This window comes from Streptomyces sp. NBC_01335, from assembly GCF_035953295.1.
In the GTDB taxonomy this organism is placed as follows: domain Bacteria; phylum Actinomycetota; class Actinomycetes; order Streptomycetales; family Streptomycetaceae; genus Streptomyces.
Window position 1 is genome coordinate 2,731,712 of sequence record NZ_CP108370.1, and the last position, 24,533, is coordinate 2,756,244.

14 protein-coding genes and 1 pseudogene are annotated in these 24,533 nt (G+C 72.2%); 7 read left to right on the plus strand and 8 right to left on the minus strand.

The genetic code is table 11. From position 1 onward, the window contains the following. Nucleotides 1–83: 83 nt before the first annotated feature. Nucleotides 84–1,175 carry a LacI family DNA-binding transcriptional regulator gene (locus tag OG599_RS11615; RefSeq protein WP_327175910.1) on the plus strand — a complete coding sequence of 364 codons (1,092 nt, stop codon included), beginning with the start codon at nucleotides 84–86 and terminating at the stop codon, nucleotides 1,173–1,175. A gap of 156 nt (nucleotides 1,176–1,331) precedes the next feature. Beyond that, nucleotides 1,332–2,120, plus strand: a complete 789-nt coding sequence (locus OG599_RS11620; protein ID WP_327175911.1) for a sugar phosphate isomerase/epimerase family protein — start codon at nucleotides 1,332–1,334, stop codon at nucleotides 2,118–2,120. Nucleotides 2,121–2,227: 107 nt separating this feature from the next. On the opposite strand, the gene OG599_RS11625 is transcribed toward OG599_RS11620, so the two are convergent. Continuing rightward, entirely contained in the window at nucleotides 2,228–3,151 is a 924-nt protein-coding gene (locus tag OG599_RS11625) for an EamA family transporter (RefSeq protein ID WP_327175912.1), read from the minus strand. Between the two features lie 115 nt (nucleotides 3,152–3,266). Between OG599_RS11625 and OG599_RS11630 the strand changes: the two genes are divergently transcribed. Then, nucleotides 3,267–4,175: a LysR family transcriptional regulator gene (locus tag OG599_RS11630; RefSeq protein ID WP_327175913.1), complete on the plus strand. Its 909-nt coding sequence runs from the start codon at nucleotides 3,267–3,269 to the stop codon at nucleotides 4,173–4,175. Nucleotides 4,176–4,382: 207 nt separating this feature from the next. Further along, nucleotides 4,383–6,266 carry a glycoside hydrolase family 3 protein gene (locus OG599_RS11635; RefSeq protein WP_327175914.1) on the plus strand — a complete coding sequence of 628 codons (1,884 nt, stop codon included), beginning with the start codon at nucleotides 4,383–4,385 and terminating at the stop codon, nucleotides 6,264–6,266. Between the two features lie 168 nt (nucleotides 6,267–6,434). On the opposite strand, the gene OG599_RS11640 is transcribed toward OG599_RS11635, so the two are convergent. Both OG599_RS11640 and OG599_RS11645 read right to left on the minus strand, forming a co-directional pair. Beyond that, entirely contained in the window at nucleotides 6,435–7,928 is a 1,494-nt protein-coding gene (locus tag OG599_RS11640; RefSeq protein WP_327175915.1) for a S28 family serine protease, read from the minus strand. A gap of 155 nt (nucleotides 7,929–8,083) precedes the next feature. Next, a pseudogene (locus OG599_RS11645) lies at nucleotides 8,084–11,866 on the minus strand (ABC transporter ATP-binding protein); the annotation flags it as partial. Between the two features lie 504 nt (nucleotides 11,867–12,370). Here OG599_RS11645 and OG599_RS11650 point away from each other — a divergent pair. Then, entirely contained in the window at nucleotides 12,371–12,742 is a 372-nt protein-coding gene (locus OG599_RS11650) for a hypothetical protein (RefSeq protein WP_327175916.1), read from the plus strand. Between the two features lie 140 nt (nucleotides 12,743–12,882). Here the strand turns inward: OG599_RS11650 and OG599_RS11655 are convergent, their stop codons facing one another. The 3 genes from OG599_RS11655 to OG599_RS11665 all read right to left on the minus strand — a co-directional run bounded on the left by OG599_RS11655 (nucleotide 12,883) and on the right by OG599_RS11665 (nucleotide 17,418). After that, nucleotides 12,883–14,565, minus strand: a complete 1,683-nt coding sequence (locus OG599_RS11655) for a thiamine pyrophosphate-binding protein (RefSeq protein ID WP_327175917.1) — start codon at nucleotides 14,563–14,565, stop codon at nucleotides 12,883–12,885. Next, a complete protein-coding gene (gene speB / locus OG599_RS11660; RefSeq protein ID WP_327175918.1) occupies nucleotides 14,562–15,530 on the minus strand; it encodes an agmatinase in 969 nt (322 codons plus the stop codon). Before speB ends, OG599_RS11655 begins: the two co-directional genes overlap by 4 nt. Before the next feature lie 298 nt (nucleotides 15,531–15,828). After that, on the minus strand, nucleotides 15,829–17,418 hold the full coding sequence (locus OG599_RS11665; protein WP_327175919.1) for a sodium:solute symporter: 1,590 nt from the start codon (nucleotides 17,416–17,418) through the stop codon (nucleotides 15,829–15,831). 395 nt (nucleotides 17,419–17,813) lie between these two features. Here OG599_RS11665 and OG599_RS11670 point away from each other — a divergent pair, with 395 nt between their 5' ends. After that, nucleotides 17,814–19,364: a PucR family transcriptional regulator gene (locus OG599_RS11670; RefSeq protein ID WP_327175920.1), complete on the plus strand. Its 1,551-nt coding sequence runs from the start codon at nucleotides 17,814–17,816 to the stop codon at nucleotides 19,362–19,364. A 77-nt stretch (nucleotides 19,365–19,441) separates the two neighbouring features. On the opposite strand, the gene OG599_RS11675 is transcribed toward OG599_RS11670, so the two are convergent. Both OG599_RS11675 and OG599_RS11680 read right to left on the minus strand, forming a co-directional pair. Then, entirely contained in the window at nucleotides 19,442–19,879 is a 438-nt protein-coding gene (locus OG599_RS11675) for a hypothetical protein (protein WP_327175921.1), read from the minus strand. A gap of 128 nt (nucleotides 19,880–20,007) precedes the next feature. Further along, nucleotides 20,008–22,656, minus strand: coding sequence for a peptidoglycan recognition protein family protein (locus tag OG599_RS11680; protein ID WP_327175922.1), 2,649 nt, complete (start codon nucleotides 22,654–22,656; stop codon nucleotides 20,008–20,010). Between the two features lie 697 nt (nucleotides 22,657–23,353). On the opposite strand from OG599_RS11680, the gene OG599_RS11685 reads away from it, so the two are divergent. Further along, nucleotides 23,354–24,511 (plus strand): acyl-CoA dehydrogenase family protein, encoded by a 1,158-nt coding sequence (locus tag OG599_RS11685; protein WP_327175923.1) that lies wholly within the window; start codon nucleotides 23,354–23,356, stop codon nucleotides 24,509–24,511. Nucleotides 24,512–24,533: the final 22 nt, after the last annotated feature.

Below are 24,533 nucleotides of genomic sequence, written 5' to 3' on the forward strand. Positions count from 1 at the left end.
TCTATCGTGTATGAAGCTAGCCTGCCGACAGCGGCCCGGACAAGAGGGGCGCCGCGACCAACCTCCGAGGAGAACGAGAAACGATGACAGTCACCCTGGCGGACGTCGCGGCACGCGCCCGGGTGTCCCCGGCCACCGTCTCCCGTGTGCTCAACGGCAATTACCCGGTCGCCGCCACCACCCGCGAACGCGTGCTGCGCGCCGTGGACGACCTGGACTACGTGCTCAACGGCCCGGCCAGCTCGCTCGCCGCCGCCACCTCCGACCTGGTCGGCATCCTGGTCAACGACATCGCCGACCCGTTCTTCGGCATCATGGCGGGCGCGGCGCAGTCGGAGATCGGCGTCCCCGGCGACGGCACCTCACGGGCGGGCGGCGAGAAGCTCGCCGTGGTCTGCAACACCGGCGGCTCCCCCGAACGCGAACTCACCTACCTCACCCTCCTCCAGCGCCAGCGCGCGGCGGCCGTCGTGCTGACCGGCGGCGCGCTGGAGGACCCCGGGCACCAGGCGGCGATGGCCGCGAAGCTGGGGCGGCTCGCCGACGCGGGCACCCGGATCGTGTTCTGCGGGCGGCCCCCGCTGCCCGAGAACGACGCGGTCACCGCCGCCCTCACCTTCGACAACCGGGGCGGCGGCCGGCGCCTCACCGAGCACCTGATCTCGCTGGGCCACCGCCGGATCGGCTACGTCGCGGGCCCCCTGGAACGCACCACCACCCGCCACCGCCTGGAGGGCCACCGCGCGGCCATGCGGGCGGCGGGCCTGCTCGGCGAAACCGGCACCCCCGAGGACGACCGGCTCACCGTGCACGGCCCGTACGACCGCCGCTCCGGCTACGAGGCCACCCTCGAACTCCTGCGCCGCGAACCGGGGGTGACCGCCGTCGTCGGCGCCAACGACTCCGTCGCCCTGGGCGCGAGTGCCGCCGTACGCGAACAGGGGCTGCGCATCCCCGAGGACATCTCGGTGGCCGGCTTCGACGACCTGCCGTTCTCCGTGGACACCGTCCCGGCCCTGACCACGGTCCGGCTGCCGCTGTACGAGGCGGGGGCGCGGGCGGGCCGACTGGCGATGGGCACGGAGACCCCGCCGCCCGGCGGCATCGCGACGATCGCGGCGGAGCTGATGGTGCGCGGATCGACGGCCCCGCCGCGCGGGGACCGGCCGCTCTGAGGGCGCCGCCACCACCACGTAGAAAGCGCTGTCTGTACGGTGGTTCACGCATCCGGTTCCGGGCGGCGGGCAGGGGTACGCGTAGCGTCCGGCAGATCGCGTGGATCGCGCAGGACCGATGACGTGGCAGCAGGGAACGACGGAAGGAACACGCACGTGAAGCTCGCTTTCTCGACCCTCGGAGTGCCGGGGACGCCCATCGACGAGGTCGTCCGGCTGGCCGTCGAGCACGGCTACCAGGGGGTGGAGCTCCGCGCCCACCCCGAGGAACCGGTGCACCCGGGGATTTCGGCATCCGAACGCGCCGAGGTGGTAGCGGAGTTCGAGAAGGCCGGGGTGGAGATCCTCACCGTGGCCGGGTACGTCCGGGTCGCGGCCGACGGGGACGACGACGCGATCGTGGCGCAGGTCGCCGAGCTGGTGGATCTCGCCCACGACCTCGGGGCGCCGTACGTCCGGGTGTTCCCCGGCGGCGGCGACCAGGACCCGGAGACCGCCGACGCGGCGGCCGCCCGGCGGCTCGGGGCCGCCGCCCCGCACGCCGCCGACCGGGGCGTCACGATCCTGCTGGAGACCCACGACTCGCACCGGGCCGGAGCCGAGGCGGCCCGGGTCACGGGCACCGTGGGGCATCCGAACATCGGCGTGATCTGGGACGTGATGCACACCTGGCTGTCGGGCGAGGACCCCGTCGACAGCCGGCTCGTGCTGGCCCCGTACCTCGGCTACGTACAGGTCAAGGACATCGCCTCGGCCGAGGACACCACCCCGCTCGCGCTCGGCGCGGGCGTGCTGCCGCTGACGGAGTGCCTGGACACCCTGGCGCCGGACACCTGGGTCTGCTGGGAGTACGAGAAGCGCTGGTACCAGGGCATCCCGGAGCTGCCCGGACTGCTGTCCGCCGGGCGGGAGTTCCTGCTGCGGGTGGGCGCACCGAAGCAGTAGTCAGTCCCCGAAGCAGTGGTCAGTGTGCGGGCGCGGGCCGCTCTCGGGCGCGGGCGGCTCTCGGACCCGGGACGCTCTCGGGCGCGGGGCGTGCGGGCGCGGGCCGCTCAGGCACGCGCCTCCTGCATCTCCGGCGCGGCGGCCTGCGGTGCTCCGGTCCCGGCCGCCGGCTTCTGCCACCGCCCGCCGAGGGAGGTCACGGCCACCCCGCCGACCAGCAGCGCCGCCGCGCACCACCGCAGCGGGCTCACCGACTCGTCCAGCAGCAGCGCCGCCGAGGACATCCCGAAGACCGGGACGAGGAGGGTGAACGGCGCGACCGAGGACGCCGGGTGGTGGCGGAGCAGGTAACCCCAGGCGCCGAAGCCGAAGACGGTGGAGATCCAGGCGACATAGACGACGGTCCCCGCGCCGGTCCAGTCCATCGCGGCGAGCGCGTCGGTGTCCCGGTCCCAGCCCTCGAAGAGCAGCGAGAGGCCGAGCAGGGGCAGGACGGGCACGGTCGAGACCCAGACCATGAAGTTGAGGGAGTCGGGCGGGGCGGCCTTGCGGGTGAGGACGTTCGAGACGCCCCAGAACGCCGCCGCCGCGATCACCAGCACGAACGCGAGCACCGGGCCGCTCGCCCCCTCGTCCACGGCGGCCACCCCGATCCCCGCGAGCGCCACCGCCATCCCCGCCACCCGCACCCCGCCCGGCCGCTCGCCGAGGGTGAGCGCGGCGAAGAGCGCGGTGAAGACGGCCTGGACCTGGAGGACGAGCGAGGAGAGCCCGGCGCCCATCCCCTGGTCCATGCCGACGAAGAGCAGCCCGAACTTGGCCACGCCGAGCGCGAGGCCGACGCCCACGATCCATTTCCACGCGACCTTGGGCGGCCCGACGAAGAACACGGCGGGCAGCGCGGCGATCAGAAAGCGCAACGCGGAGAAGAGAAGCGGCGGGAAGTGGTCGAGACCGAGCTCGATGACGACGAAATTGACACCCCAGAGGGCGGTCACGAGGACGGCGAGGGCAATGTGGGAGGGACGCATGGCCCGAGCATCACCCGCCCTGACTCTTTAGCACCAGCGCGGTTTTCTTCATGGTGAACTTGAGCGTTGCTGAACAGTCAGTCACTGAACCACGCGTTCTCCTCCGGAGGTCCCGATGCTCGATCTCGCCCGGCTGCGCGCGCTGCACGCCGTCTCGGTGCACGGCTCGGTCGCGGGCGCCGCCTCGGCGCTCGGCTACACCCCGTCCGCGATCTCCCAGCAGATCACCAAGCTGGAGCGGGAGACCCGGACGACCCTGCTGGAGCGGCGCGGGCGCGGGATCGCACTGACCGAGGAGGCCCTCCATCTCGCTTCTGCGGCACAGGAGTTGCTGACCATCATGGAGCGGGCGCAGACCACGTTGGAGGAGCGCCGGGGGCTACCGACGGGGCAACTGTCGATCGGCGCCTTCGCCTCCGCCGCGCGCGGGCTGCTGCCGGGCGTGCTGGCCGGCCTGGAGCGCGACCATCCCGCGCTGGAGCCCCGGTTGACGGAGGTGGACCCGCATCTGTCGGTGGACCTGGTGGCCAAGGGCGTGGTCGATCTGGCCGTCGCGCACGACTGGGACATCGCGCCGCTGCCCGCGCCGGAGGGGCTGGAGCAGGCGGTGATCGGCGACGACCGGTGCGATCTGCTGGTGCCCCGGGGGCACGTGCTGGCGGGGCGGGACGCGGTGCTCCGCGAGGAGCTGGCGCGGGAGCGGTGGATCTGCCAGCCGCCCGGCACGGTCTGCCACGACTGGCTGCTCCGGACGCTGCGGGCGGCGGGGTACGAGCCCGACATCCGGCACCAGGCGGAGGAGAACCACACCCAGCTCGCCCTGGTCGCCGCCGGGCTGGGGGTCGCGATGATCCCGCGCCTCGGCCGGGGGCCACTGCCGGACGGCGTGGTGGCGGTGCGGCTCGACCCCGTACCGGTACGCAGGCTGTACGCGCTCTGGCGGGCGGGGGCGGCCCGGCGCCCGGCGATCACGGCGGCGGTGGCGGGGCTGCTGGCGCACGGGCGGGCGATCGGGCTGACCTGAGAGGCACGGGCGGGCGATCGGACCGGCCGGAGAGGCACGGGAGGGAGATCGGGCCGGCCGGAGAGGCGCGGGCGCGGGCTCCTGGTTCGTTTGCCCCCAATCGTCCGGCGGGGTGGCAGCGCGGCCGGGCGAGGGCCTTGACCGGAAGTTACTTTCCATATATCCGTACCTTCTTGGAAGTTTCTTTCAGTACCGGAAGGGGCTCACGTGCACCACCGCACCTCCAGACGCACCCTCCTCGCCGCGGCGGCGGCCACCGCCGCGGCCGCGGCCACCGGCACCGTCGCCATTCCGGGCGCCGCCGCCGCGGCGACGGACCGGACGGGCTCGGCGGACTCGGGCTCGGCGGACTCCGGCCGGGCGGACTCCCGCCACGTCCCCGCGGAACGGCTCCGGCGGCTCGTCGCCGGCATGAGCCTTGAGGAGAAGGTCGGCCAGCTCTTCGTGATGCGGGTGTACGGCCACTCCGCCACCGAGCCGGACCAGGCGGACATCGACGCCAACCTCGCCGAGATCGGGGTCCGTACGGCCGCCGAGATGATCGCCAAGTACCACGTCGGCGGGATCATCTACTTCACCTGGGCGCACAACACCCGTGACCCGCACCAGATCGCCGCGCTCTCCAACGGCATCCAGCGGGCCGGGCTCGCCGGTCCGTCGAAGGTGCCGCTGCTGATCTCCACCGACCAGGAGCACGGCATCGTCTGCCGGGTCGGCGAACCGGCCACCCTGCTGCCGGGCGCGATGGCGCTGGGCGCGGGCGGTTCGCGCGCCGACGCCCGCCGGGCCGCCCGGATCGCGGGCACCGAGCTGGCGGCCCTCGGCATCAACCAGAACTACGCGCCCGACGCCGACGTCAACGTCAATCCGGCCAACCCGGTCATCGGCGTACGCTCCTTCGGCTCCGACCCGGACTCCGTGGCGGGGATGGTCGCCGCGCAGGTGAAGGGGTACCAGGGCGCCGGAATCGCCTCGACGGCCAAGCACTTCCCGGGCCACGGCGACACCAGCACCGACAGCCACACCGGGCTGCCCGTCATCACCCACACCCGCGAGCAGTGGGCGGAGCTGGACGCCCCGCCGTTCCGGGCGGCCGTCGCGGCCGGCATCGACTCGATCATGACCGCGCACATCGTGGTCCCCGCGCTCGACCCGTCCGAGGACCCGGCGACCCTGTCCCGGCCCATCCTGACGGGCATCCTGCGCGAGGAACTCGGCTACGACGGGGTCGTGGTGACGGACGCCCTCGGCATGGAGGGCGTGCGCACCAAGTACGGCGACGAGCGCGTCCCCGTGCTCGCGCTGAAGGCGGGCGTCGACCAGCTGCTCAACCCGCCGACCCTGGACGTCGCGTGGAACGCGGTGCTGGCCGCCGTACGGAGCGGTGAGCTCACCGAGGACCGCATTGATGAATCGGTTCTGCGGATCGTGCGGCTGAAGGCGGGACTCGGCCTCTTCCAGGACCCGTTCGTCAAGGACTCCCAGGTGGACAAGGTCGTCGGCACCCGGGCGCACCTGGCCGCCGCCGACCGGATCGCCGAGCACACCACCACGCTCCTCGCCAACCCCACCGGACTGCTGCCGCTCTCCCGGCGCAGCCACCGCAGCATCCTTGTGGTGGGCGCGGACCCGGCCTCCCCGTCGGGTACGACCGGTCCGCCGACCACCACGCTGGCCGCGGAGTTCACCGCGCTCGGCCACACGGCGACGGCCCTGTCCACCGGTACGGCGCCGACCGCGGCGAAGATCGCCGAGGCGGTCGCGGCCGCGGCGGGCAAGGACGCGGTGGTGGTCGGCACGTACAACGTGACGGCGACCAACTCCCAGCGCACCCTGGTGAGCGCCCTCGCCGCGACCGGGGTCCCGGTCGTCGCGCTGGCCATCCGCAACCCGTACGACATCGCGCAGTTGGCGGGTACGGGGTACGCGGCGAGCCTCGCGGCGTACTCCTGGACCGACGTCGAACTGCGCGCCGCGGCCCGGGTGATCGCGGGCCACGCCGAACCGGGCGGGCGGCTGCCCGTCCCGGTGCCGCGCGCGGACGACCCGTCGCAGGTGCTGTACCCGGTGGGCTACGGCCTGGAGTACTGAGCACTGGAGTGCTGAGCGCTGGAGTGCCGAGTACGGGAACGCCGAGTACGGGAACGCCGGGTACGGGAGCACTGAGCACCGACCGGGCCCCGTCCCGGAAACGCGCCCGGCGCGCGCCCGCTGTGCAAGCGGGCGCGCGCCGGGTCGTGTTGCGGGGGACCAGGTGGGTCAGGGGTGCAGGGTGCGGTGCCGGTCCAACTGGGCGTCCTGCTTGTCGAGGCGGGTGTCGTACGTCGCCAGCGGCACCGCCTTCGCGGGGTCGGCGGCGACGGCGGCCGGGGTGACGCCGGCCCAGCGCAGGATGGTCGCGGTGGCCGCCGCGCTCTCGTCGGCCACCAGGCCCGCCACGTTGGAGCCGTGGTTGCCGCCGGGCTGGGTGTAGACGTAGCTGTCGCGGGAGCCCTTGCCGGGGGCGAACCGCTCGGCGCCCCACGGGTCGTTCTGCCCGTAGACGTACATCATCCGGGTGGCGTGGTGGGTGACCCAGGAGTCCACGTCCCGCATGACGCCCTTCTGGAAGGTCATCGGGATGGAGCGCGGCACGAAGTTGCGCGGCGGCTGGTAGCCGTACCGGCTCAGCCTGCCGAGCCAGGGCTGCGTGATGTCGGGCGAACCGAGCTGGGTACCGGCCTGGTAGTAGTACGGCGTGTACGTCTCCAGGCCCTGGTCGGCGTAGGCGGAGAAACCCGAGATGGTGTCGACCGAGTCCCAGATCTCCTGGTCGGTGGCGGTCTTCGCGTCGGCCGGGAGGGAGGCGCAGTCGGCGACCTTGCTGTACTGCCAGAACGCCCAGACGTAGTCCATGACGACGGCCTCGTACGCCTTGTCCAGGGTGCCCACGGTGGTGAAGGTGTAGCCGTTCCCCGCCGCGTACGCCGCGTACTTCTCCTCCAGGGGCGCACGCCGGATCAGAGCCTCGCGCTGGACTCCGCTCAGCTTGTCGCGGCACTCCTTCGTACCGACCGTCCGGAAGAAGCGGTCGTACGCGGAGTCCTCGTCGTTCACCACGTCGTTCGGCGCGACGTAGGCGACGACGCCGTCCATGTCCTTCGGGTAGTAGCGCTCGTAGTAGGTCGCGGTCATGCCGCCCTTGGAGCCGCCGGTGGCCAGCCAGTTCTCGCTGTAGATCTTCTTCAGCGCGGTGAACACCCGGTGCTGGTCACTGGCCGCCTGCCAGATGTCGAGCTTGGACCAGTCGGCGGGCTGGGGGCGCGACGGGGTGAAGAACCGGTACTCCAGCGAGACCTGGTTGCCGTCGACGATCCGGGTGGGCTCGCTGCGGCTCGCCGAGGTGGAGACGTTGTAGCCGCCGGTGTAGAAGACCGTGGGCCGCGACGTGTCCTTGTGCAGCAGGGTGATCCGCTGCTGGAACGTTCCCTTGGACGGGTGGCGGTGGTCGATCGGCTGCGTGTAGTTGAGGACGAAGTAGCGGTAACCCGTGACTGGCTTCTCCTCGATCAGGCTCATGCCCGGAATGGCGAGAATGCGGTCCTTGATGTCAGCGGCGTCCGCGGTCGCCGTCGCCGTCGCCGTCGCGGAGTTCGCTCCCGCCTGCTCCACGGCCGGCTGCGCGGCGGTGGCCGCTCCGGCCGAAGCGCCTGTCGCACCGACCGTGCCGATCAGCAACGCGAGCGACAGAGCACCTCTGAGCGTCTTACGCATACGCACTCCCCTGGGTTCACGACATTGGCCGTGAACCTAGCGGGAGCAACACGCACCACGCCAGACCCAGTTGCCCCGGGCGCGGCGCCGCTCGCACCGCGCCGGACCCGGTTGCCCCGGCGCGCCGCTCGCAGCGTGCGGCGCCGGGGCGCCGCTCACACGGCGGCGGGTTCGTCCTCCCCTATGAAGGTGCGCCACAGCCTGGCGTACCGGCCCTGGAGGGCGAGGAGTTCGTCGTGCGAACCGTCCTCCACCACCCGGCCGTGCTCCATCACCACGACCCGGTCCGCGCGCGCCGCCGTGGTCAGCCGGTGGGCGACCACCAGCGTGGTGCGGCGCCCGGTGAGCCGGTCGGTGGCCTGGTTGACCAGGGCCTCACTGGCCAGGTCCAGGGAGGCGGTGGCCTCGTCGAGCAGCAGCACGTCGGGGTCGACCAGCTCGGCGCGGGCCAGCGCGATGAGCTGGCGCTGCCCGGCGGAGAGGTTGCGGCCCCGCTCGGCGACCTCGTGCAGATAACCGCCGTCCAGCGTCGCGATCATGTCGTGCGCGCCGACCGACCGGGCCGCCGCCTCCACCCGGGCGTCGGAGGCGTCCGGGATGCCGTACGCGATGGCGTCGCGGACCGTACCCGGGAAGAGGTACGACTCCTGCGGGACGACCCCGAGGTGGTGGCGGTACGCCGTCATGTCGAGCTTCCGCAGATCGGTGCCGTCCGCGGTGACCCGGCCGGACGTCGGGTCGTAGAACCGGGCGACCAGCTTGACCAGCGTGGACTTGCCCGCACCCGTCTCGCCGACGAACGCCACGGTCTGCCCTGCCGGAATGCGCAGGTCGATGCCGGTGAGGGCTTCCTCCTCGTCCCCGTACGCGAAGGAGACGTCCTCGAACGCGATGTCGCCGCGCAGCTCGGCCAGCTCCACCGGCGCGTCGGGGTCGGCGGTGGAGGTCGGCTCCCGCAGCAGCTCCTGGATGCGGCCGAGGGAGACGGTGGCCTGCTGGTAGCCGTCGAAGACCTGGGAGAGCTGCTGCACGGGGGCGAAGAACAGGTCGATGTAGAGGAGGTACGCGACGAGCGCGCCGACCATCAGCGTCCCGTCGTCGACCCGGCCCGCTCCGACGATCAGCACGGCGGCCGAGGCGACGGAGGAGAGCAGCTGGACGAACGGGAAGTACACCGAGATCAGCCACTGGCCGCGCACCCGCGCCTGCCGGTAGTGGGTGGAGCGCTCCGCGAACCGCGCCGCGCCGTCCCGCTCCCGGTTGAACGCCTGCACGATCCGCAGCCCGGAGACGGACTCCTGGAGGTCGGCGTTGACGGCGCCGATCCGCTCGCGGGCGAGCTGGTACGCCGCGACGCTCTTGCGGCGGAACACGGCGGTCCCGACGATCAGGAACGGCAGCGTGGCGAAGACGACGAGGGCCAGCTGCACGTCCAGGACGAGCAGGACCGCCATGATCCCGAAGAAGGTGACGGCGGAGACGAACGCGGTGACCAGACCGGTCTGCAGGAACGACGACAACGCGTCGACGTCGGTCGTCATCCGCGTCATGATCCGGCCGGTCAGCTCGCGCTCGTAGTAGTCGAGGCCGAGCCGCTGGAGCTGCGAGAAGATCTTGAGCCGCAGCGAGTACAGCACCCGCTCACCGGTCCGGCCGGTCTTGCGGGTCTCCCCGATCTGCGCCGCCCACTGCACGACGACGGCGGCCAGTGCGAGGAGCGAGGCCGTCCAGATCGCGCCGGTCGACATCTGCGTGACGCCCGAGTCGATGCCGTGCCGGATCAGTACCGGCAGCAGCAGGCCCATCCCGGCGTCCACGGCCACCAGCGCCAGGCTGACCAGCAGCACCGCCCCGAACCCGTGCAGCAGCCTGCGCAGCCCGTACGAGCCCTCCGGGCGGACGGCCCGGTCCTCGTCGATGTCCGGGACGTCCGTCGCGGGCGGCAGCGCCTCCACCTGGGCGAGCAGCTCCGGAGTGGCGGGCATTCCGGCGGTGGCCCGGTCGCGCTCCTGCTCCTTGCGGATCCAGAGCGCCGGGGTGATGCCGCGCTCGGTGTCGAACTCGGCCTCCATCTCCTCCTGGAGCGTCCGGTCGTCCTCCAGGGGCGGAATCCGCGCCGGCCGGTGACCGGGCGAGGTGCCGCCCAGCTCGTCCGGGTCGGTGAGCAGCCGGCGGTAGAGCGCGGAGCGCCGCTCCAGCTCCTCGTGGGTGCCGACGTCGGAGAGGTGCCCGTCGTCCAGGACGGCGATGCGGTCGGCGAGGCCGAGAGTCGAGCGGCGGTGGGCGATGAGGAGCGTGGTGCGGCCCGCCATCACCTGCCGCAGGGTCTCGTGGATCTCGTGCTCGACGCGGGCGTCCACGGCCGAGGTGGCGTCGTCCAGGACGAGCAGCCGGGGATCGGTGAGGATCGCGCGGGCCAGGGCGACGCGCTGGCGCTGCCCGCCGGAGAGGGTGAGGCCGTGCTCGCCGACCTTGGTGTCGTACCCCTTCGGCAGGTCGGCGATGAACCGGTCCGCCTGCGCGGCGCGGGCGGCCGCCTCGATCTGCTCCTGGGTGGCGTCGGGGCGCCCGTAGGCGATGTTGGCGCCGACGCTCTCGGAGAAAAGGAAGCTGTCCTCGGGGACCAGCCCGATGGCGGCGCGCAGGGAGCCGAGGGTCAGCTCGCGGACGTCGTGGCCGCCGACGAGGACGGCGCCGTGCGTCACGTCGTAGAAGCGCGGCAGCAGCATGGAGACGGTGGACTTGCCGCTGCCGGACGCGCCGACCAGGGCGACGGTCTCGCCGGGGGCGATGGAGAGGGAGAAGCCCTTGAGGACGGGGCGGTAGTGGGTCTCCTCGGCGTCCTCGGTGTGGGCCGTGCGAGCTGTGTCCGCGCCGAGGCCGGGGTCCGCGGCGGGGGCTCCCGGGGGCGTGCCGTAGCCGAAACTCACGTCGTCGAACTCGACACCGGCCGGCGCGTCGGCCGGCAGCTCCTTGGTGCCGTCGGCGAACGTCGGCTCGGTGTCGATCAGCTCCAGCACCCGGTCCACACCGGCGCGGGCCTGCTGGCCCACGGTGAGGACCACGGCGAGCATCCGGACCGGCCCGACGAGCTGTGCGAGGTACGAGGAGAACGCGACGAACGTGCCGAGGGTGATCTGGCCCCGGGTCGCCAGCCAGCCGCCCAGCGCCAGCATCGCGACCTGCCCGAGCGCGGGCACGGCCTGGAGCGCGGGGGTGTAGCGGGCGTTCAGCCGGATGGTGCGCATGCGGCCGGCGAAGAGCCGGCGGCCCACCTCGCGGAGCTTCCCGGTCTCCTGCTCCTCCTGGCCGAACCCCTTGACGACCCGGACCCCGGAGACGGCCCCGTCGACCACCCCGGCAACGGCGGCGGCCTGGCTCTGGGCGTACCAGGTGGCGGGGAAGAGGCGGGCCCGGGAGCGGCGGGCGATGAACCAGATCGCGGGCGCGACGGCGACGGCGACCAGGGTCAGCACCGGCGAGAGCCACGCCATGATCACCAGGGAGACGAGGAAGAGCAGGACGTTCCCGATGGTCATCGGGAGCATGAAGAGCAGGCTCTGGATGAGCTGCAGGTCGCTGGTGGCCCGGCCGACGACCTGGCCCGTCGACAGCTCGTCCTGGCGTCTGCCGTCGAGCTTGGTGATCGTCGCGTACATCTCGGTACGGAGGTCGTGCTGTACGTCGAGGGCGAGCCGGCCGCCGTAGTAGCGGCGGACGAACGCGGTGACGTAGATGACGACCGCCGCCCCTATCAGCAGGCCGGTCCAGACGGCGAGTGAGCGGGTGTGCGTGGTGACGACGTCATCGATGATCACCTTGGTGATCAGCGGGACCAGCGCCATCACCGCCATCCCGGCGAGGGAGGCGCCGAGCGCCAGGATCACGTCGCGGCGGTAGCGCCAGGCGTAGCCGGTGAGGCGGCGGGCCCAGCCTTGGGGGGGCTGGGGGGCTTGGGACTGGGAGGCCTGGGGCTGGGAGGCCTGAGGCTGGGGGGCGGGGCGCCCTGATTGGTCGGGGGTCTGCTCGGTCGGCGCCGGTTGTCCGGTGACCGCCGGTTGTCCGGGGGTCCGTTCGCCGGGGCCCGGTTCTCCCGATCCCTGTTGTTCTGCGCCCGCCACGGATGCCTCCCGATCGCCCTGCTGCCGCCTGCGAACGTGCTGTCGCGTGACGCCACTCCCTCTGATCTTCCGCAACGCACCAACGCGCTGGGCTGCGGATTTCATCCCGCCGCAACAAATGCCAGTCAATGGTCCCGAGGTAAATCACCCGATCGGCTGAAGTCGGGGTTCGGCCCCCTACGCACGTTCGATCGCCGACTACGGTGGGTAATCAAGTCGGCGAGCGGCTCTGCCGGAGGGGCGGAGTCAGGAATGTCGGGTCTTCGGGAGTTGTCGGGTCTTCGGGAGCCGGAGGCCGCGACCGAGGGGGAGGGGGACTCCATGAGCGAGGAGAAGCCGAGGAGCGAGGCGTACCGCTGCGGTCAGGTGTACGCGGTGATCGAGGTGCTGCAGGCTCTGCGTCCGGGCGGCGGTTGGAAGCTGTCCGGGGAGGGCTACCGCATCGACACCTCCGTAACGCCCATGACCAATCTGCGGATCGCCATGTCCGAGGTGGGCAAGCACTACATCGAGGCGCGACTCAGGCATCCGGTCGGCGAGGTGGACAAGGTCTTCGGCATGCTGCGGGATGCCATGCCGTTGAAGAACGACTTCCCCGGCCGTCTGGAGGGCGAGGCGCCCGGCGAATTCCTCCAGGGCCGCGAGGACCAGATAGCGCTCATCAAGAAGGAGACCAGCCTGCGCCTGCGCTGAACTCGCGCACGCCGGTCTCCCTCTCCTCCCCCGCCCGGGGCTGCCGTCCGGGGCTGCCTTCCGGGGCTGCCTTCCGGGCGGCCCTCCTGGTCGGTGGCCCTGGTCGCCCGGGTCGGCGGCCTCCGTCCGGGCGCCTCCGGCTACAGATGCGTCGGGGCGAACATCCTGAGCAGTGCCGGGAGCACGACCACGGAGGGGCCGGGCTCGGCTAGTGCCTTCGCCAGGTCGGCGGCGAGGGCGTCCGGTGAGGTGCGGACGGCCGGGACGCCGAAGGACTCGGCGAGAGCGACGAAGTCCGGGCGGGCCAGCTCGGTGGCGGTGGCCTCGCCGAAGGCGCCCGTCATGTACTCGCGCAGGATGCCGTAGCCGCCGTCGTCGACGATCAGCCAGGTGACCGGGAGGTCGTACTGGCGGGCGGTGGCGAGCTCGGCGATGGAGTACATCGAGCCGCCGTCGCCGGAGACCGCGAGTACCGGCCGGGTCGGGTCGGCGGCGGCCGCTCCGAGGGCCGCAGGGAAGGCGTAGCCGAGACCGCCGGCGCCTTGGGCGGAGTGCATGGTGTTGGGGTGGCGGGCGTCGAAGGCGGACCAGGCCCAGTAGGCCAGGATCGTCATGTCCCAGAAGCTGGGCGCGGTGTCCGGGAGCGCCTCGCGGACGGAGGCCAGGACGCGCTGCTCCAGGGTGAGGTCCTGGGCCTCGATGCGGGCCCGGACCTGCTCCAGCAGGGTCCGGACGCGCATCGCCGCGGCGGGGTCCTCGCGGGTCTCGACCGCTTCCAGGAGGTCGGCGAGGGCCTCGCGGGCGTCCGAGTGGATGCCGAGGGCGGGGTGGTTGGACTCCAGCTTCCCGGCGTCGGCCTCGATCTGGATGACCCGGCCCCGGGGGCTGAAGGTGTGGTAGTTCGAGGAGAGCTCGCCGAGTCCGGAGCCGATGACGAGGAGGACGTCGGCGGACTCCAGGAAGTCGGTGGTGTGCCGGTCCTCCAGCCAGGACTGGAGCGAGAGGGGGTGCTCCCAGGGGAAGGCGCCCTTGCCGCCGAAGGTGGTGACGACCGGGGCGTCCAGCTTCTCGGCGAGGGCGAGCAGCTTGCCGCTCGCGTCGGAGCGGACGACCCCACCGCCCGCGATGATCGCGGGGCGTTCGGCGCGGGAGAGCAGCCGGGCGGCGGTGAGCGTCAGCTCGGGGCGGGGGTAGAGCTCGCGCGGGGTGGCGTCCATCGCGGAGACCGGCGGCAGCGTGGTCTCGGCGAGCAGCACGTCCTGCGGGATCTCGATCCAGACCGGCCCGTGCGGGGCGGTGAGGGCCGACTCCCAGGCGGCGGCGATGGCGGAGGGGATCTGTGAGGCGGTCCGCACGGTGTGGACGGACTTCACCACGTCGCGGAAGGAGGCCTTCTGGTCGCGCAGCTCGTGGAGGTAGCCGTGCCGGCCGCCGCCGAGGCCGGCGGTCGGGATCTGGCTGGAGATCGCGAGGACCGGCGCGGAGGCGGCTGCCGCCTCCTGGAGGGCGGCGAGCGAGGTCAGCGCGCCGGGGCCGGTGGAGAGGAGCAGCGGGGCGACCTCTCCGGTGATGCGGCCGTAGGCGTCGGCCGCGAAGCCCGCGTTGTTCTCGACGCGGAGTCCGACGTACGAGAGGGAGGAGCGGCGCAGGGCGTCGAACATGCCGAGCGCGTGCTGGCCGGGCAGGCCGAAGACGGTGGTCGCGCCGAGGCCCTGGAGGGACTCGACGACGAGGTCACCGCCGTTGCGGCCGGGCGGCGGGTTGAGTGCGGCTTCGGCCTGGGCCTCGGTGAGGCGGGGCCGGTCGTCGTGGTCGTGGCTCACTTCGTACGCGCCGCGGCGATCTGGCGGGACATGATCGTCGTCAGCTCGTACGCGGTGTGCGAGGCGGCGACGGCGGTGATCTCCGCGTGGTCGTACGCGGGGGCCACCTCGACCAGGTCGGCGGAGACGAGGTGGCAGGAGGAGAGGCCACGCACGATTTCGAGGAGTTCGCGGGAGGTGAGGCCACCGGCCTCGGGGGTGCCGGTACCGGGCGCGTGGGCCGGGTCGAGCACGTCGATGTCGATGGAGATGTAGAGCGGCCGGTCACCGATGCGCTGGCGGAGCTGGTCGGTGATCTCGTCCACGCCGCGCCGCATCACGTCGGCGGAGGTGACGATGCCGAAGCCGAGCTTGGCGTCGTCGGTGAGGTCCTGCTTGCCGTAGAGCGGGCCGCGGGTGCCGACGTGCGAGAGGGCGGAGGTGTCGAGGATGCCCTCTTCGACGGCCCGGCGGAACGGGGTGCCGTGGGTGTACTCGGCGCCGAAGTAGGTGTCCCAGGTGTCCAGGTGGGCGTCGAAGTGGAGGAGGGCGACCGGGCCGTGCTTCTTGGCGACGGAACGCAGCAGCGGCAGGGCGATGGTGTGGTCGCCGCCGAGGGTCATCAGCCGGGCGCCGGTGGAGAGCAGGTCGTCGGCGGCGGCCTCGATCGTCTCGACCGCCTCGTTGATGTTGAACGGGTTGGCCGCGATGTCACCGGCGTCGGCGACCTGTGCCAGCGCGAACGGCGAGGCGTCCTGGGCCGGGTTGTAGGGGCGCAGGAGGCGCGAGGCCTCGCGGATCGCGTTGCCGCCGAAGCGGGCGCCGGGGCGGTAGGAGACACCGGTGTCGAAGGGCACGCCGACGACGGCGACGTCGGTGGTGCCGACCTCGTCGAGCCGGGGCAGCCGGGCGAACGTCGCGGGACCGGCGTACCGGGGCACACGGGAGGAGTCGATGGGGCCGCGAGGCGTTTCGCTGCTGCTCATGGAGGGCCTTCCTTCGGGTCGTTCGGGGTGTTCCGGGGTGTTCCGGGGTGGGGGCGGGGGTGCGGAGGTTCCGGAGCCTCCGCACCGGGTGGGCGGTGGCCCGCCCGGGTGCGGAGGTTCGCGGGAGCCTCCGCACCGGGTGGGCGGTGGCCGCCACCGGTGGGACTGAACCGGTGGCGGCCGTGGGTCGGCCGGTCGTACCCGGTCTCCCGTGGGCGACCGTGGGGGCGGTCGGCCGCGGGAGCACGGTCGAGGGGTCCGGCTCGGGTGGTCTGCGCGGTCGGTCTGCGCGGTCGGTCTACACGGTGGCCGGCTCCTGGGCGGAGCCGCCGGCGGCGGAGGTGTCCCCGTCGCGGCCCCCTTCGTGCCCGTCGCGTCCGGCCAGGCGTTCCCGCCAGGCGCTGAGCACGGCGGGGTCGGTGGGCTCGGTGGCCAGCGAGACGACGACGTACACGGCGAGCGAGAGGAGCAGTCCGTAGTAGACGGGTTCATTGGCAAGGATGCCGTACACCACCATCAGGACGACGACCGCTACCCCGCCGACGCCGACCGCGGCCAGCGCCCCGGCCGCCGTGCCCCGGCGCCAGAGCAGTCCGCCGAGGATCGGCACGAGGAGTCCGGCCACGAGGAGGTTGTACGCGACGGTGAGGGCTTCCACGACGTCGTTGAGGGCGATGGCGATGAGGATGACGGCGACACCCATGATGAGGATGAACGCGCGGTTGCCCCGCACCTCGTCGTGCCCGCCGCCGTCGGCGGCTCCGTCGGCCGCAGCCCCGTCGGCCGATGTTCCGCCGGCCCCTGTCCCGCCGGCGCCTGCTGCCTCCGTGGCGCCCGGGACTCCCGCTCCTCGGCCGATCACGCCGCGCAGCCGGGACCAGATGTCGTTGTTGGCGACGGTGGCACAGGCGATCAGCGCGCCGGAGGAGGTGGACATCACGGCGGCGAGGGCGGCGGCCAGCACGAGCCCGCGCACACCGACCGGCAGCTCGTCCTTGACGATGGTGGCGAACGCGGAGTCGGCGCTCGGCAGCTTCGGGTACATCACCTTCGCGGCGGTGCCGATGACCGCTCCGGCGACGGCGTAGACGAGGCAGTAGGTGCCCGCGACGGTGCCGCCCCAGCGGGCCGTGCGGTCGCTGCGCGCGGTGAACACGCGCTGCCAGATGTCCTGGCCGATCAGCATGCCGAAGGTGTAGATCAGCACATAGGTGAAGATCGTTTCGCCGCCGATGCCGAGCGGGTCGAAGTACTCCGTGGGCAGCTTGGCCTTCATCTCGCTGAACCCGCCCGCCTTCACGACCGCGATGGGCAGCAGCAGGAGGAGCACGCCGATCGTCTTGACGACGAACTGCACCATGTCCGTGATCGTGATCGACCACATGCCGCCGAGCGTCGAGTAGGCGACGACGATCGCCCCGCCGAGCACGATGGCCACGGTCCGGTCGAGGTCGAAGATGACGTCGAAGATCGTGGCGTAGGCGATGGTCGAGGTGACGGCGAGCATGAGGGTGTACGCCCACATGACCACGCCGGAGATGATCCCGGCCCGGCCGCCGTAGCGGAGGTCGAGCATCTCGGAGACGGTGTAGACCTTCAGCCGGGCGATCCGCGCGGAGAAGAACACCGACAGGGCGAGCAGGCCGAGGCCGATGGTGACGACCATCCACGCCCCGGAGAGCCCGTACTGGTAGCCCAGGCCGACGCCGCCGATGGTGGAGGCGCCGCCGAGGACGATGGCAGCCATGGTGCCGGAGTACATCCAGGGGCCGAGCCTGCGCCCGGCCACCAGGAAATCGCTCTTGGACTTGGCGCGGCGCATGCCCCACCAGCCCATGGCGAGCATGCCGGCCAGATAGACCACGATCACCGCGTAGTCGACAGCCATGGGCGTCCCTCCATCTCAGTCGGTCGGGCGCGCACGCCGGGTCGTTCCGCTCGTTCCGCGACGCGCCCACGCCGGGCGGCGGGGTCGGGGCGCCTTCCGGAAGCCCGGAGGCCCCGGAAACCCGAGGCCCGGGATCCCTGAGGCCCCGGAAACCCGGAGCCTCCGGAGGCGGGGTAGCCCGGAGCCCTGCGCGGTCTCCGGCGCTCCGACACGGATGGTCGGTCCCCGGCGTCCCCGGCTCCCCGGCGACAGGTGTCCCCGGCACCACGTGTCCGCCCCGTGAGGACTTATGCGTCTCGTACGTCTCGTGCGCCCTGATGACGGTAGGTGGCCGGTAGGCGGCGCTGAAGTGTACGTTTCCTCCATCCTCGACGTACACGATGGAGCAACCATCCATGCCGGACTCCCCCGCAGGCCCCTCCCCGGCCCCTGAACCAGCCGGACCAGCCGGACCAGCCGGAGCGTCCTCCTCGACCTCCCCCGGCGGACCCGCCACCCCCGCCAGCCCCGCCGGGCCGCCCACGCCGCCCGTCTCCCTGGGCGCGCTGCTGGCCCGCGAGGAGCTGGGGCTGCGCCGGATCGCCGGCCCGGAACAGGCGGAGCTGCTCTGGGTGCACACCTCGGAGATGGCCGACCCGTACCCCTATCTCCTCGGCGGCGAGCTGCTGCTCAGCGCGGGCGTGCTGCTGACCGACCCGGAGTGGTACGTCTCGCGGGTGGTGGAGGCGGGCGCGGCGGCGCTGGGCTTCGGGGTACGGCCGGTGCACGAGTCCGTGCCGCCGGGGCTGGCGGAGGCGTGCGAGCGGCACGGGCTGCCGCTCCTCGAGGTGCCGCCGGAGACCACGTTCACCTCGGTCGCCCGGGCGGTGTGGCAGCTGATGGCGGACGCCCGCCATCAGGAACTGCGCCGGACGGCCCGCGCCCAGCAGGCCCTCGCGTCGGCGGCGGCCCGCCCCGACCCGGTACCCGCGGTGCTCCACCAGTTGGCGGCCCAGCTGGGCGGGTACGCGGTGCTGCTGAGCCCCGAGGGCGGCGAGATCCACACGGCGGGCGCCCGTACCGCCCCGGCGGTGCGCACCGCGCTCTCCCGGCTGGCCCGGGTGGTCGCCCCGCAGGAGCGGCGGGCCGCTCCCGCGTCCGCCACCGAGACGGTGGACGGCACCCAGCTGTCGGCGTACGCGCTGGGCGGCGGGCACGGTCTGGTGCTCGCCCTCGCCACCGGCCCCCGCGAGCCCGGGGACCACACGGTGGCGGGCATGGCCGTCGTCCTGCTCTCGCTGCTGGCCGCCCCGCACCAGGGCGCGGGCTCGGCGGACCGTTCGGCCGCGCTGGTACGGATGCTGCTCGGCGCGGCCCCCGGGGAGGTGGCGCCGCTGCTCGGTTCGGACGGCCCGTGGACCGTGGTGCACGCCCGCCGCACGAGGAGCGGTGGCACCGCCCCGCTCACCGCGGGCACCCTCGGGGCCTCCCTCGGTTCGGCCCTTGTCGACACGGGCCGCCGACCGGACGAGCCGGTGCGCGTGCTGCTCACGGACACCGCCCGGCTCACCCCACAGCCCGGCTGGGTGCTCGGCGCCTCCGACCCCGTACCGCTCGACGGGCTCGCGGCGGCGGACACCCGGGCGTCCCGGGCGCTGGCCCGGGCGGAGGCGACCCGCACACCGCTGCTGCTCCACCGCGCGGATCGGGGCCTGACCGACTTGCTGACCGGCGAGGCCGCCGAGGCCCACGCCCGTACCCTGCTCGCCCCGCTGTCGGCGACTCTGCGGGAGACCCTGCGTTGCTGGCTGTCGCTGCACGGCAGCTGGGACCGCACGGCGGTGGCCCTCAAGATCCACCGCAACACGGTCCGCCAGCGCGTCGGGCGCTGTGCGGAGCTGCTGGGCACGGACCTGGACGACATGGACGTGCGGACGGAGCTGTGGTTCGCCCTGCGGCTGACGTGAGCCGGCCCTGGCCGGGCGCGCCCGGCCTCGTCTCCGCCCTGCTCCGGCCCGCCCGCCCTGCTCCGACCTACTCCGGCTTACCCCGGCTCCCCCACCGGCGCGGGCTCCGCGACGGCGAGGGGCACCTTCACCAGGAGCCCGGATCGGTTGACCAGAAGGACGGGGAGGTCGTCCTCGTAGAAGCGGAGGGTGCCGACGGCCCCTTCGGTGCGGGAGTGCCGGGCGAGCCGCTCGGCCAGGGATTCCAGGTCGGGCAGCGACTCGGCGTGCACCTCCTGACGCGTGGTGAGCGACCACCCGGCGGGCGTCCGCACCAGCTCGCCCACCAGCACGCCCCCGACCCGGGCCGCTGGACCCCGGCCCGCCAGCAGGGGATACGCCCCGGCGGCCCCGGACTCGCCGTACTCGGCGCCGTCCGCCCGTACACCGAGGTGCCACTGCAGATCGGTCAGCACCGGGATGGGCACGGAGTCCTTGAGGTCCAGGCAGAAGTCCACCGCGTACATGTCACTCATGCCACCAGCGTACGAGCGACGGCACACCGCTCGCCCCCACCGGCGCGACGCACGACGGGAGCGACGGGTGACGGCGAAGACCGCTCGCCGCCACCCGCCCCTCCCGTCGTCGGCGCTTCCGGCTCAGGTCACTTGCGGAAGTAGCCGGTGACGTCCGCGATCAGGTCGACGGTGCCCGCGTTGTTGTAGAAGCTCACCTTGCCGTTCACCACCGGCACGATCACCAGGTTCGGAACCGTCTGCCCCTTCACCACGTTCAGGTTCGACGCACTCGTGCGGGTCGTCCCGTCCGGGTAGACCGACACGAAACTCGTCGCCGACACGTGCGTCGCCGTCACGTTCAGCACCACGGCCGTGACACCCGTCGCCGGAACACCGTTGACGCCCGCGACCTGAAGGGTCACCACACCGGCCGGACCGACCTGGGCCTTCGGCACACCCAGACCCTCACGCGTGTCCATCACCCGCTTCGGACCGAGGTTGACGTGCGTGGAGCCCTCACCACCGGTGCTGAAGTAGCCGGTGATGTCCGCGATCAGGTCGACGGAGCCCGCGTTGTTGTAGAAGCTCACCTTGCCGTTCACCACCGGCACGATCACCAGGTTCGGAACCGTCTGCCCCTTCACCACGTTCAGGTTCGACGCACTCGTGCGGGTCGTCCCGTCCGGGTAGACCGACACGAAACTCGTCGCCGACACGTGCGTCGCCGTCACGTTCAGCACCACGGCCGTGACACCCGTCGCCGGAACACCGTTGACGCCCGCGACCTGAAGGGTCACCACACCGGCCGGACCGACCTGGGCCTTCGGCACACCCAGACCCTCACGCGTGTCCATCACCCGCTTCGGACCGAGGTTGACGTGCGTGGAGCCCTCACCACCGGTGCTGAAGTAGCCGGTGATGTCCGCGATCAGATTGACGGAGCCCGCGTTGTTGTAGAAGTCCACCTTGCCGTTCACCACCGGCACGATCACCAGGTTCGGAACCGTCAGGCCCTCCACCACGTTCAGGTTCGACGCACTCGTGCGGGTCGTCCCGTCCGGGTACACGGAGATGTAGGACACGGCGGTCGAGGTGGTGGCGGTCACGTTCAGCACCACGGCCCCCACGCCGGTGGACGGCACTCCGTTGGTGCCGGTCACCTGAAGGGTCACCACACCCGCCGCTCCGACCTTGGCCTTCGGCACGCCCAGCCCCGCGCGCGTGTCCATCACCCGCTGCGGGGTGAGGGGCACGAAGGTCTTCGGCGCCGGGACGTTCACGTTCACCGCGGCGGTCGTGGTGGTCGCGCCCGACTGATGGTGAGCCCGCACGGCGAGCTTGTGGACACCGGGCACGGAGAGCGTCGTGGAGGCGGTGCGCGCGGCTGCCGCGGTGGTCACCACCGGCTGTCCGTCCACCAGCAGCTCGAACGAGCCGATCAGCGAAGTGGGTGTGGTGGTCGTCCAGTTCAACGACACCGGGCCCGGAGTCTCGTAGCCGGAGTCCACGGCGAAGGCTCCGCCGCCGACCGAGGACACCTTGAGGCCCTGTACGGGCCCTGCCGCGAGGGTCCGAATAGCCGGAAGCTGCGGGTAGAGCTTGGCGCCCGGGCACTCGGTGTTGAAGCCGTCCCGGTGGCCGGAGATCTGGTTGAACGTGTACGACTCCCCGGCGACGAACTGCTGACCCGCGTAGTTCGTCTGGGTGGCGCCGGCGACCAGCGAGGTGGTGCCCGCCGGATCGCCGCCGTACTGGCCGAGCTTGTACGCCGCCACCCGTGCGGTCGCCTCCAGCGCGGCGTTCGACGCGGCGGTGTTCGTGTAGTCACCGAGGATCGCGACGCTGGTGGACTCGCTGTTGAAGCCGTAGGTGTGCGCGCCCATGACGGGCTGGTCGATACCGCCCTGACGGCCCTCGAAGATCGTCCCGCACTTGTCGACCAGGAAGTTGTATCCGAGGTCGCGCCAGCCATTGGTCTTCACGTGGTAGACGTGGATGGCCCGCACGATGGCCGCCGAGTCCGCGCAGTCATAGTCGGCGTCGGTGGTGTGGTGGACGAAGACCGCCTTGATGACGCCCTTCTCCAGATAGATGGGCCCCTCGTCGTCGAGCGACTCGTCGGCCCCCCATTCGGCGCGGGTGACGACCGGCGGCTGCGGGACCGTGGACGGCGGCCCCGGGTCGACCGCGGCGGCCTCCCGCGCGACGGCGGAAGCCGCGGCGGCGGGGAGAGCCGCGGACCGGGCGCCCGTGGTCTGGCCCTGCGCGGTGCTCGTGCCCGCGTCGAGGTCGGGGTCGACCATGTCGAGCCGGAGGCCGGCCGGCAGGACGCCGGCAGCCGCCCCGTCGCTCACCCGCACCTCGGCACCGTCGGCTCGCCCGACCCAGACCGGCTCGGTCGAACCGCGTTCCGCGGGACGCTCTCCGTCGAGCCCGGGTGCGTACGGCTCCAGCGTGATCCAGTCCGACCACGCCCCCGTCTCCGCGCTCCGGGTGCGGGCCTCGATCGTGCCCCCGATCGTGGCCCCGGCGTCGGTCCAGGACACCCCCAGCAGCCCGAACGGCTCGGTCGTACGGCGCGAGAGGGTGGCCTCCCCACGGCCGTCGGCCTTCAGGGCGAGCCGGTGCACCTCGCTCCTGACCGGCCCGTCCGCCCGGCCCCCGGCGTCGTACGCCCCCGTACCGCCGGTCCGTACCTGCGTGGCCGGTACTTCCGCGGCGACGGCGCCGCTCGAGACGCCCTGGAGTCCCAGCACTGCCAGAACTCCGAGCGCCACGGCAGCCCTGCCGCTCACTCGATTCAGTCTCAATTTTCCCCCTGGATGAAACAGAACTTCATCGAACGGCGAAATACTACTGGTGCCACACCGAATAACGGGAACGGAGAGGCGGAACTGACAGCTCTTTTACGGAACGAGTCCTGCCATTTCTCTTCCGATGCGGCGCGAGGCTCGGACCACAGGGCCTCCGAAGAGCCCACCGGAGCGCAACTCCCGGGCAAGCGAGGGAGGAACGCGACAGTCGGGCCATCCATCCACCGCCTCACCTTTCCGGACACAGCGGCAATTTCTGGGAATCCCCCGCCATTTCGTGGTGTCCCGGCACCTCGCACGGAAAATCCTGGCCGCGGAGCCCGCCGGAATCATCGCGCGCCCGGCGAAAGGTCGACACTCCTGCGGGTTCACCAAAAGTGCGAGACGGTCTCCACCCGGAGGATCGCCGGATTCCCGCGGTGCACGGCGGTCCGCCGCGCGATGGCGACCCCCGCACCGAACCCCCACCGGCCCACGGCGGCCCCGACCGCAGAACCGGGGGCCCCACCGCCTCCCGCAGGCGGAGGGCCACCCGCGGGAGTGCGCGGCATCACCCTGGACAGCTCCGTGACCGCCGGGTAACTTCGCAAGGAGACTGAGCAAGCGCTTAGGCCGCGTCCGACAACGCCTGACCGCGACCAGCCCACAGAAGCCACGCACCCGACCAAGGAGGCACCCCGTGCGCCGTACGGTATTCGACGAGGACCACGAGGCGTTCCGGGACACCATCCGCGCCTTCATCGAGGCCGAGGTCGTCCCCGTGTACGACGAGTGGTTCACGTCCGGCCTGGTGCCGCGTGACTTCTACTACAAGCTGGCCGAGCTGGGCATCTTCGGCATCGAGGTGGACGAGGAGTACGGCGGCGCCGGCATCGAGTCGTTCAAGTTCGAGGCGATCATCTCCGAGGAGACCGCCCGCGCGGCCGTCTCCTTCGGCGGTTCCGGCGTGCACGTGCTGCTCTGCCTGCCCTACCTCAAGGCGTACGCCACGAAGGAGCAGAAGGAGCGCTGGCTGCCGGACTTCGTGACCGGCAAGACGATGTACGCCATCGCCATGACCGAGCCGGGCACGGGCTCCGACCTGGCCGGGATGAAGACGACCGCCAAGCTCTCCGAGGACGGCACGCACTACGTCCTCAACGGCGCCAAGACCTTCATCACCGGTGGTGTGCACGCGGACCGGGTCATCGTCTGCGCCCGTACGGACGCCCCGAAGGCCGACGACCGCCGCCACGGCATCTCGCTGCTCGTGGTCGACACCAAGGCCGAGGGCTACTCGGTCGGCCGCAAGCTCGACAAGCTGGGCCTGCGCACCTCGGACACCGCCGAGCTGTCGTTCGTGGACGTGAAGGTCCCGGTCGAGGACCTGCTCGGCGAGGAGAACAAGGGCTTCTCCTACCTCGGCCAGAACCTCCCGCAGGAGCGCCTGGGCATCGCGGTCAACGCGTACTCGCAGGCCAAGGCCGCCGTGCGGTTCGCCCAGAGTTACGTGTCCGAGCGCACCGTCTTCGGCAAGCCGGTCGCCGCTTTCCAGAACACGAAGTTCGAACTGGCCGCCTGCCAGGCCGAGGTGGACGCCGCCGAGGCCGTCGTGGACCGGGCGATCGAGGCCCTGGACGCCAAGGAGCTCACCGCCGCCGAGGCCGCCTCCGCCAAGCTGTTCTGCACCGAGGTCGCCCACCGGGTGATCGACAAGTGCCTCCAGCTGCACGGTGGTTACGGCTACATGAACGAGTACCCGATCGCGCGTCTCTACGCCGACAACCGCGTCAACCGCATCTACGGTGGTACCAGCGAGGTCATGAAGTCCATCATCGCCAAGTCCATGGGCCTGTAGGGCACTCGGACCGCGGTCCAGA

Coding starts and splice junctions, on each gene's coding strand:
- OG599_RS11630 (WP_327175913.1), top strand. CDS start 3,267: ATGCTCGATCTCGCCCGGCTGCGCGCGCTGCACGCCGTCTCGGTGCAC.
- OG599_RS11615 (WP_327175910.1), top strand. CDS start 84: ATGACAGTCACCCTGGCGGACGTCGCGGCACGCGCCCGGGTGTCCCCG.
- OG599_RS11675 (WP_327175921.1), bottom strand. CDS start 19,879: ATGAGTGACATGTACGCGGTGGACTTCTGCCTGGACCTCAAGGACTCC.
- speB (WP_327175918.1), bottom strand. CDS start 15,530: ATGAGCAGCAGCGAAACGCCTCGCGGCCCCATCGACTCCTCCCGTGTG.
- OG599_RS11650 (WP_327175916.1), top strand. CDS start 12,371: ATGAGCGAGGAGAAGCCGAGGAGCGAGGCGTACCGCTGCGGTCAGGTG.
- OG599_RS11640 (WP_327175915.1), bottom strand. CDS start 7,928: ATGCGTAAGACGCTCAGAGGTGCTCTGTCGCTCGCGTTGCTGATCGGC.
- OG599_RS11665 (WP_327175919.1), bottom strand. CDS start 17,418: ATGGCTGTCGACTACGCGGTGATCGTGGTCTATCTGGCCGGCATGCTC.
- OG599_RS11625 (WP_327175912.1), bottom strand. CDS start 3,151: ATGCGTCCCTCCCACATTGCCCTCGCCGTCCTCGTGACCGCCCTCTGG.
- OG599_RS11670 (WP_327175920.1), top strand. CDS start 17,814: ATGCCGGACTCCCCCGCAGGCCCCTCCCCGGCCCCTGAACCAGCCGGA.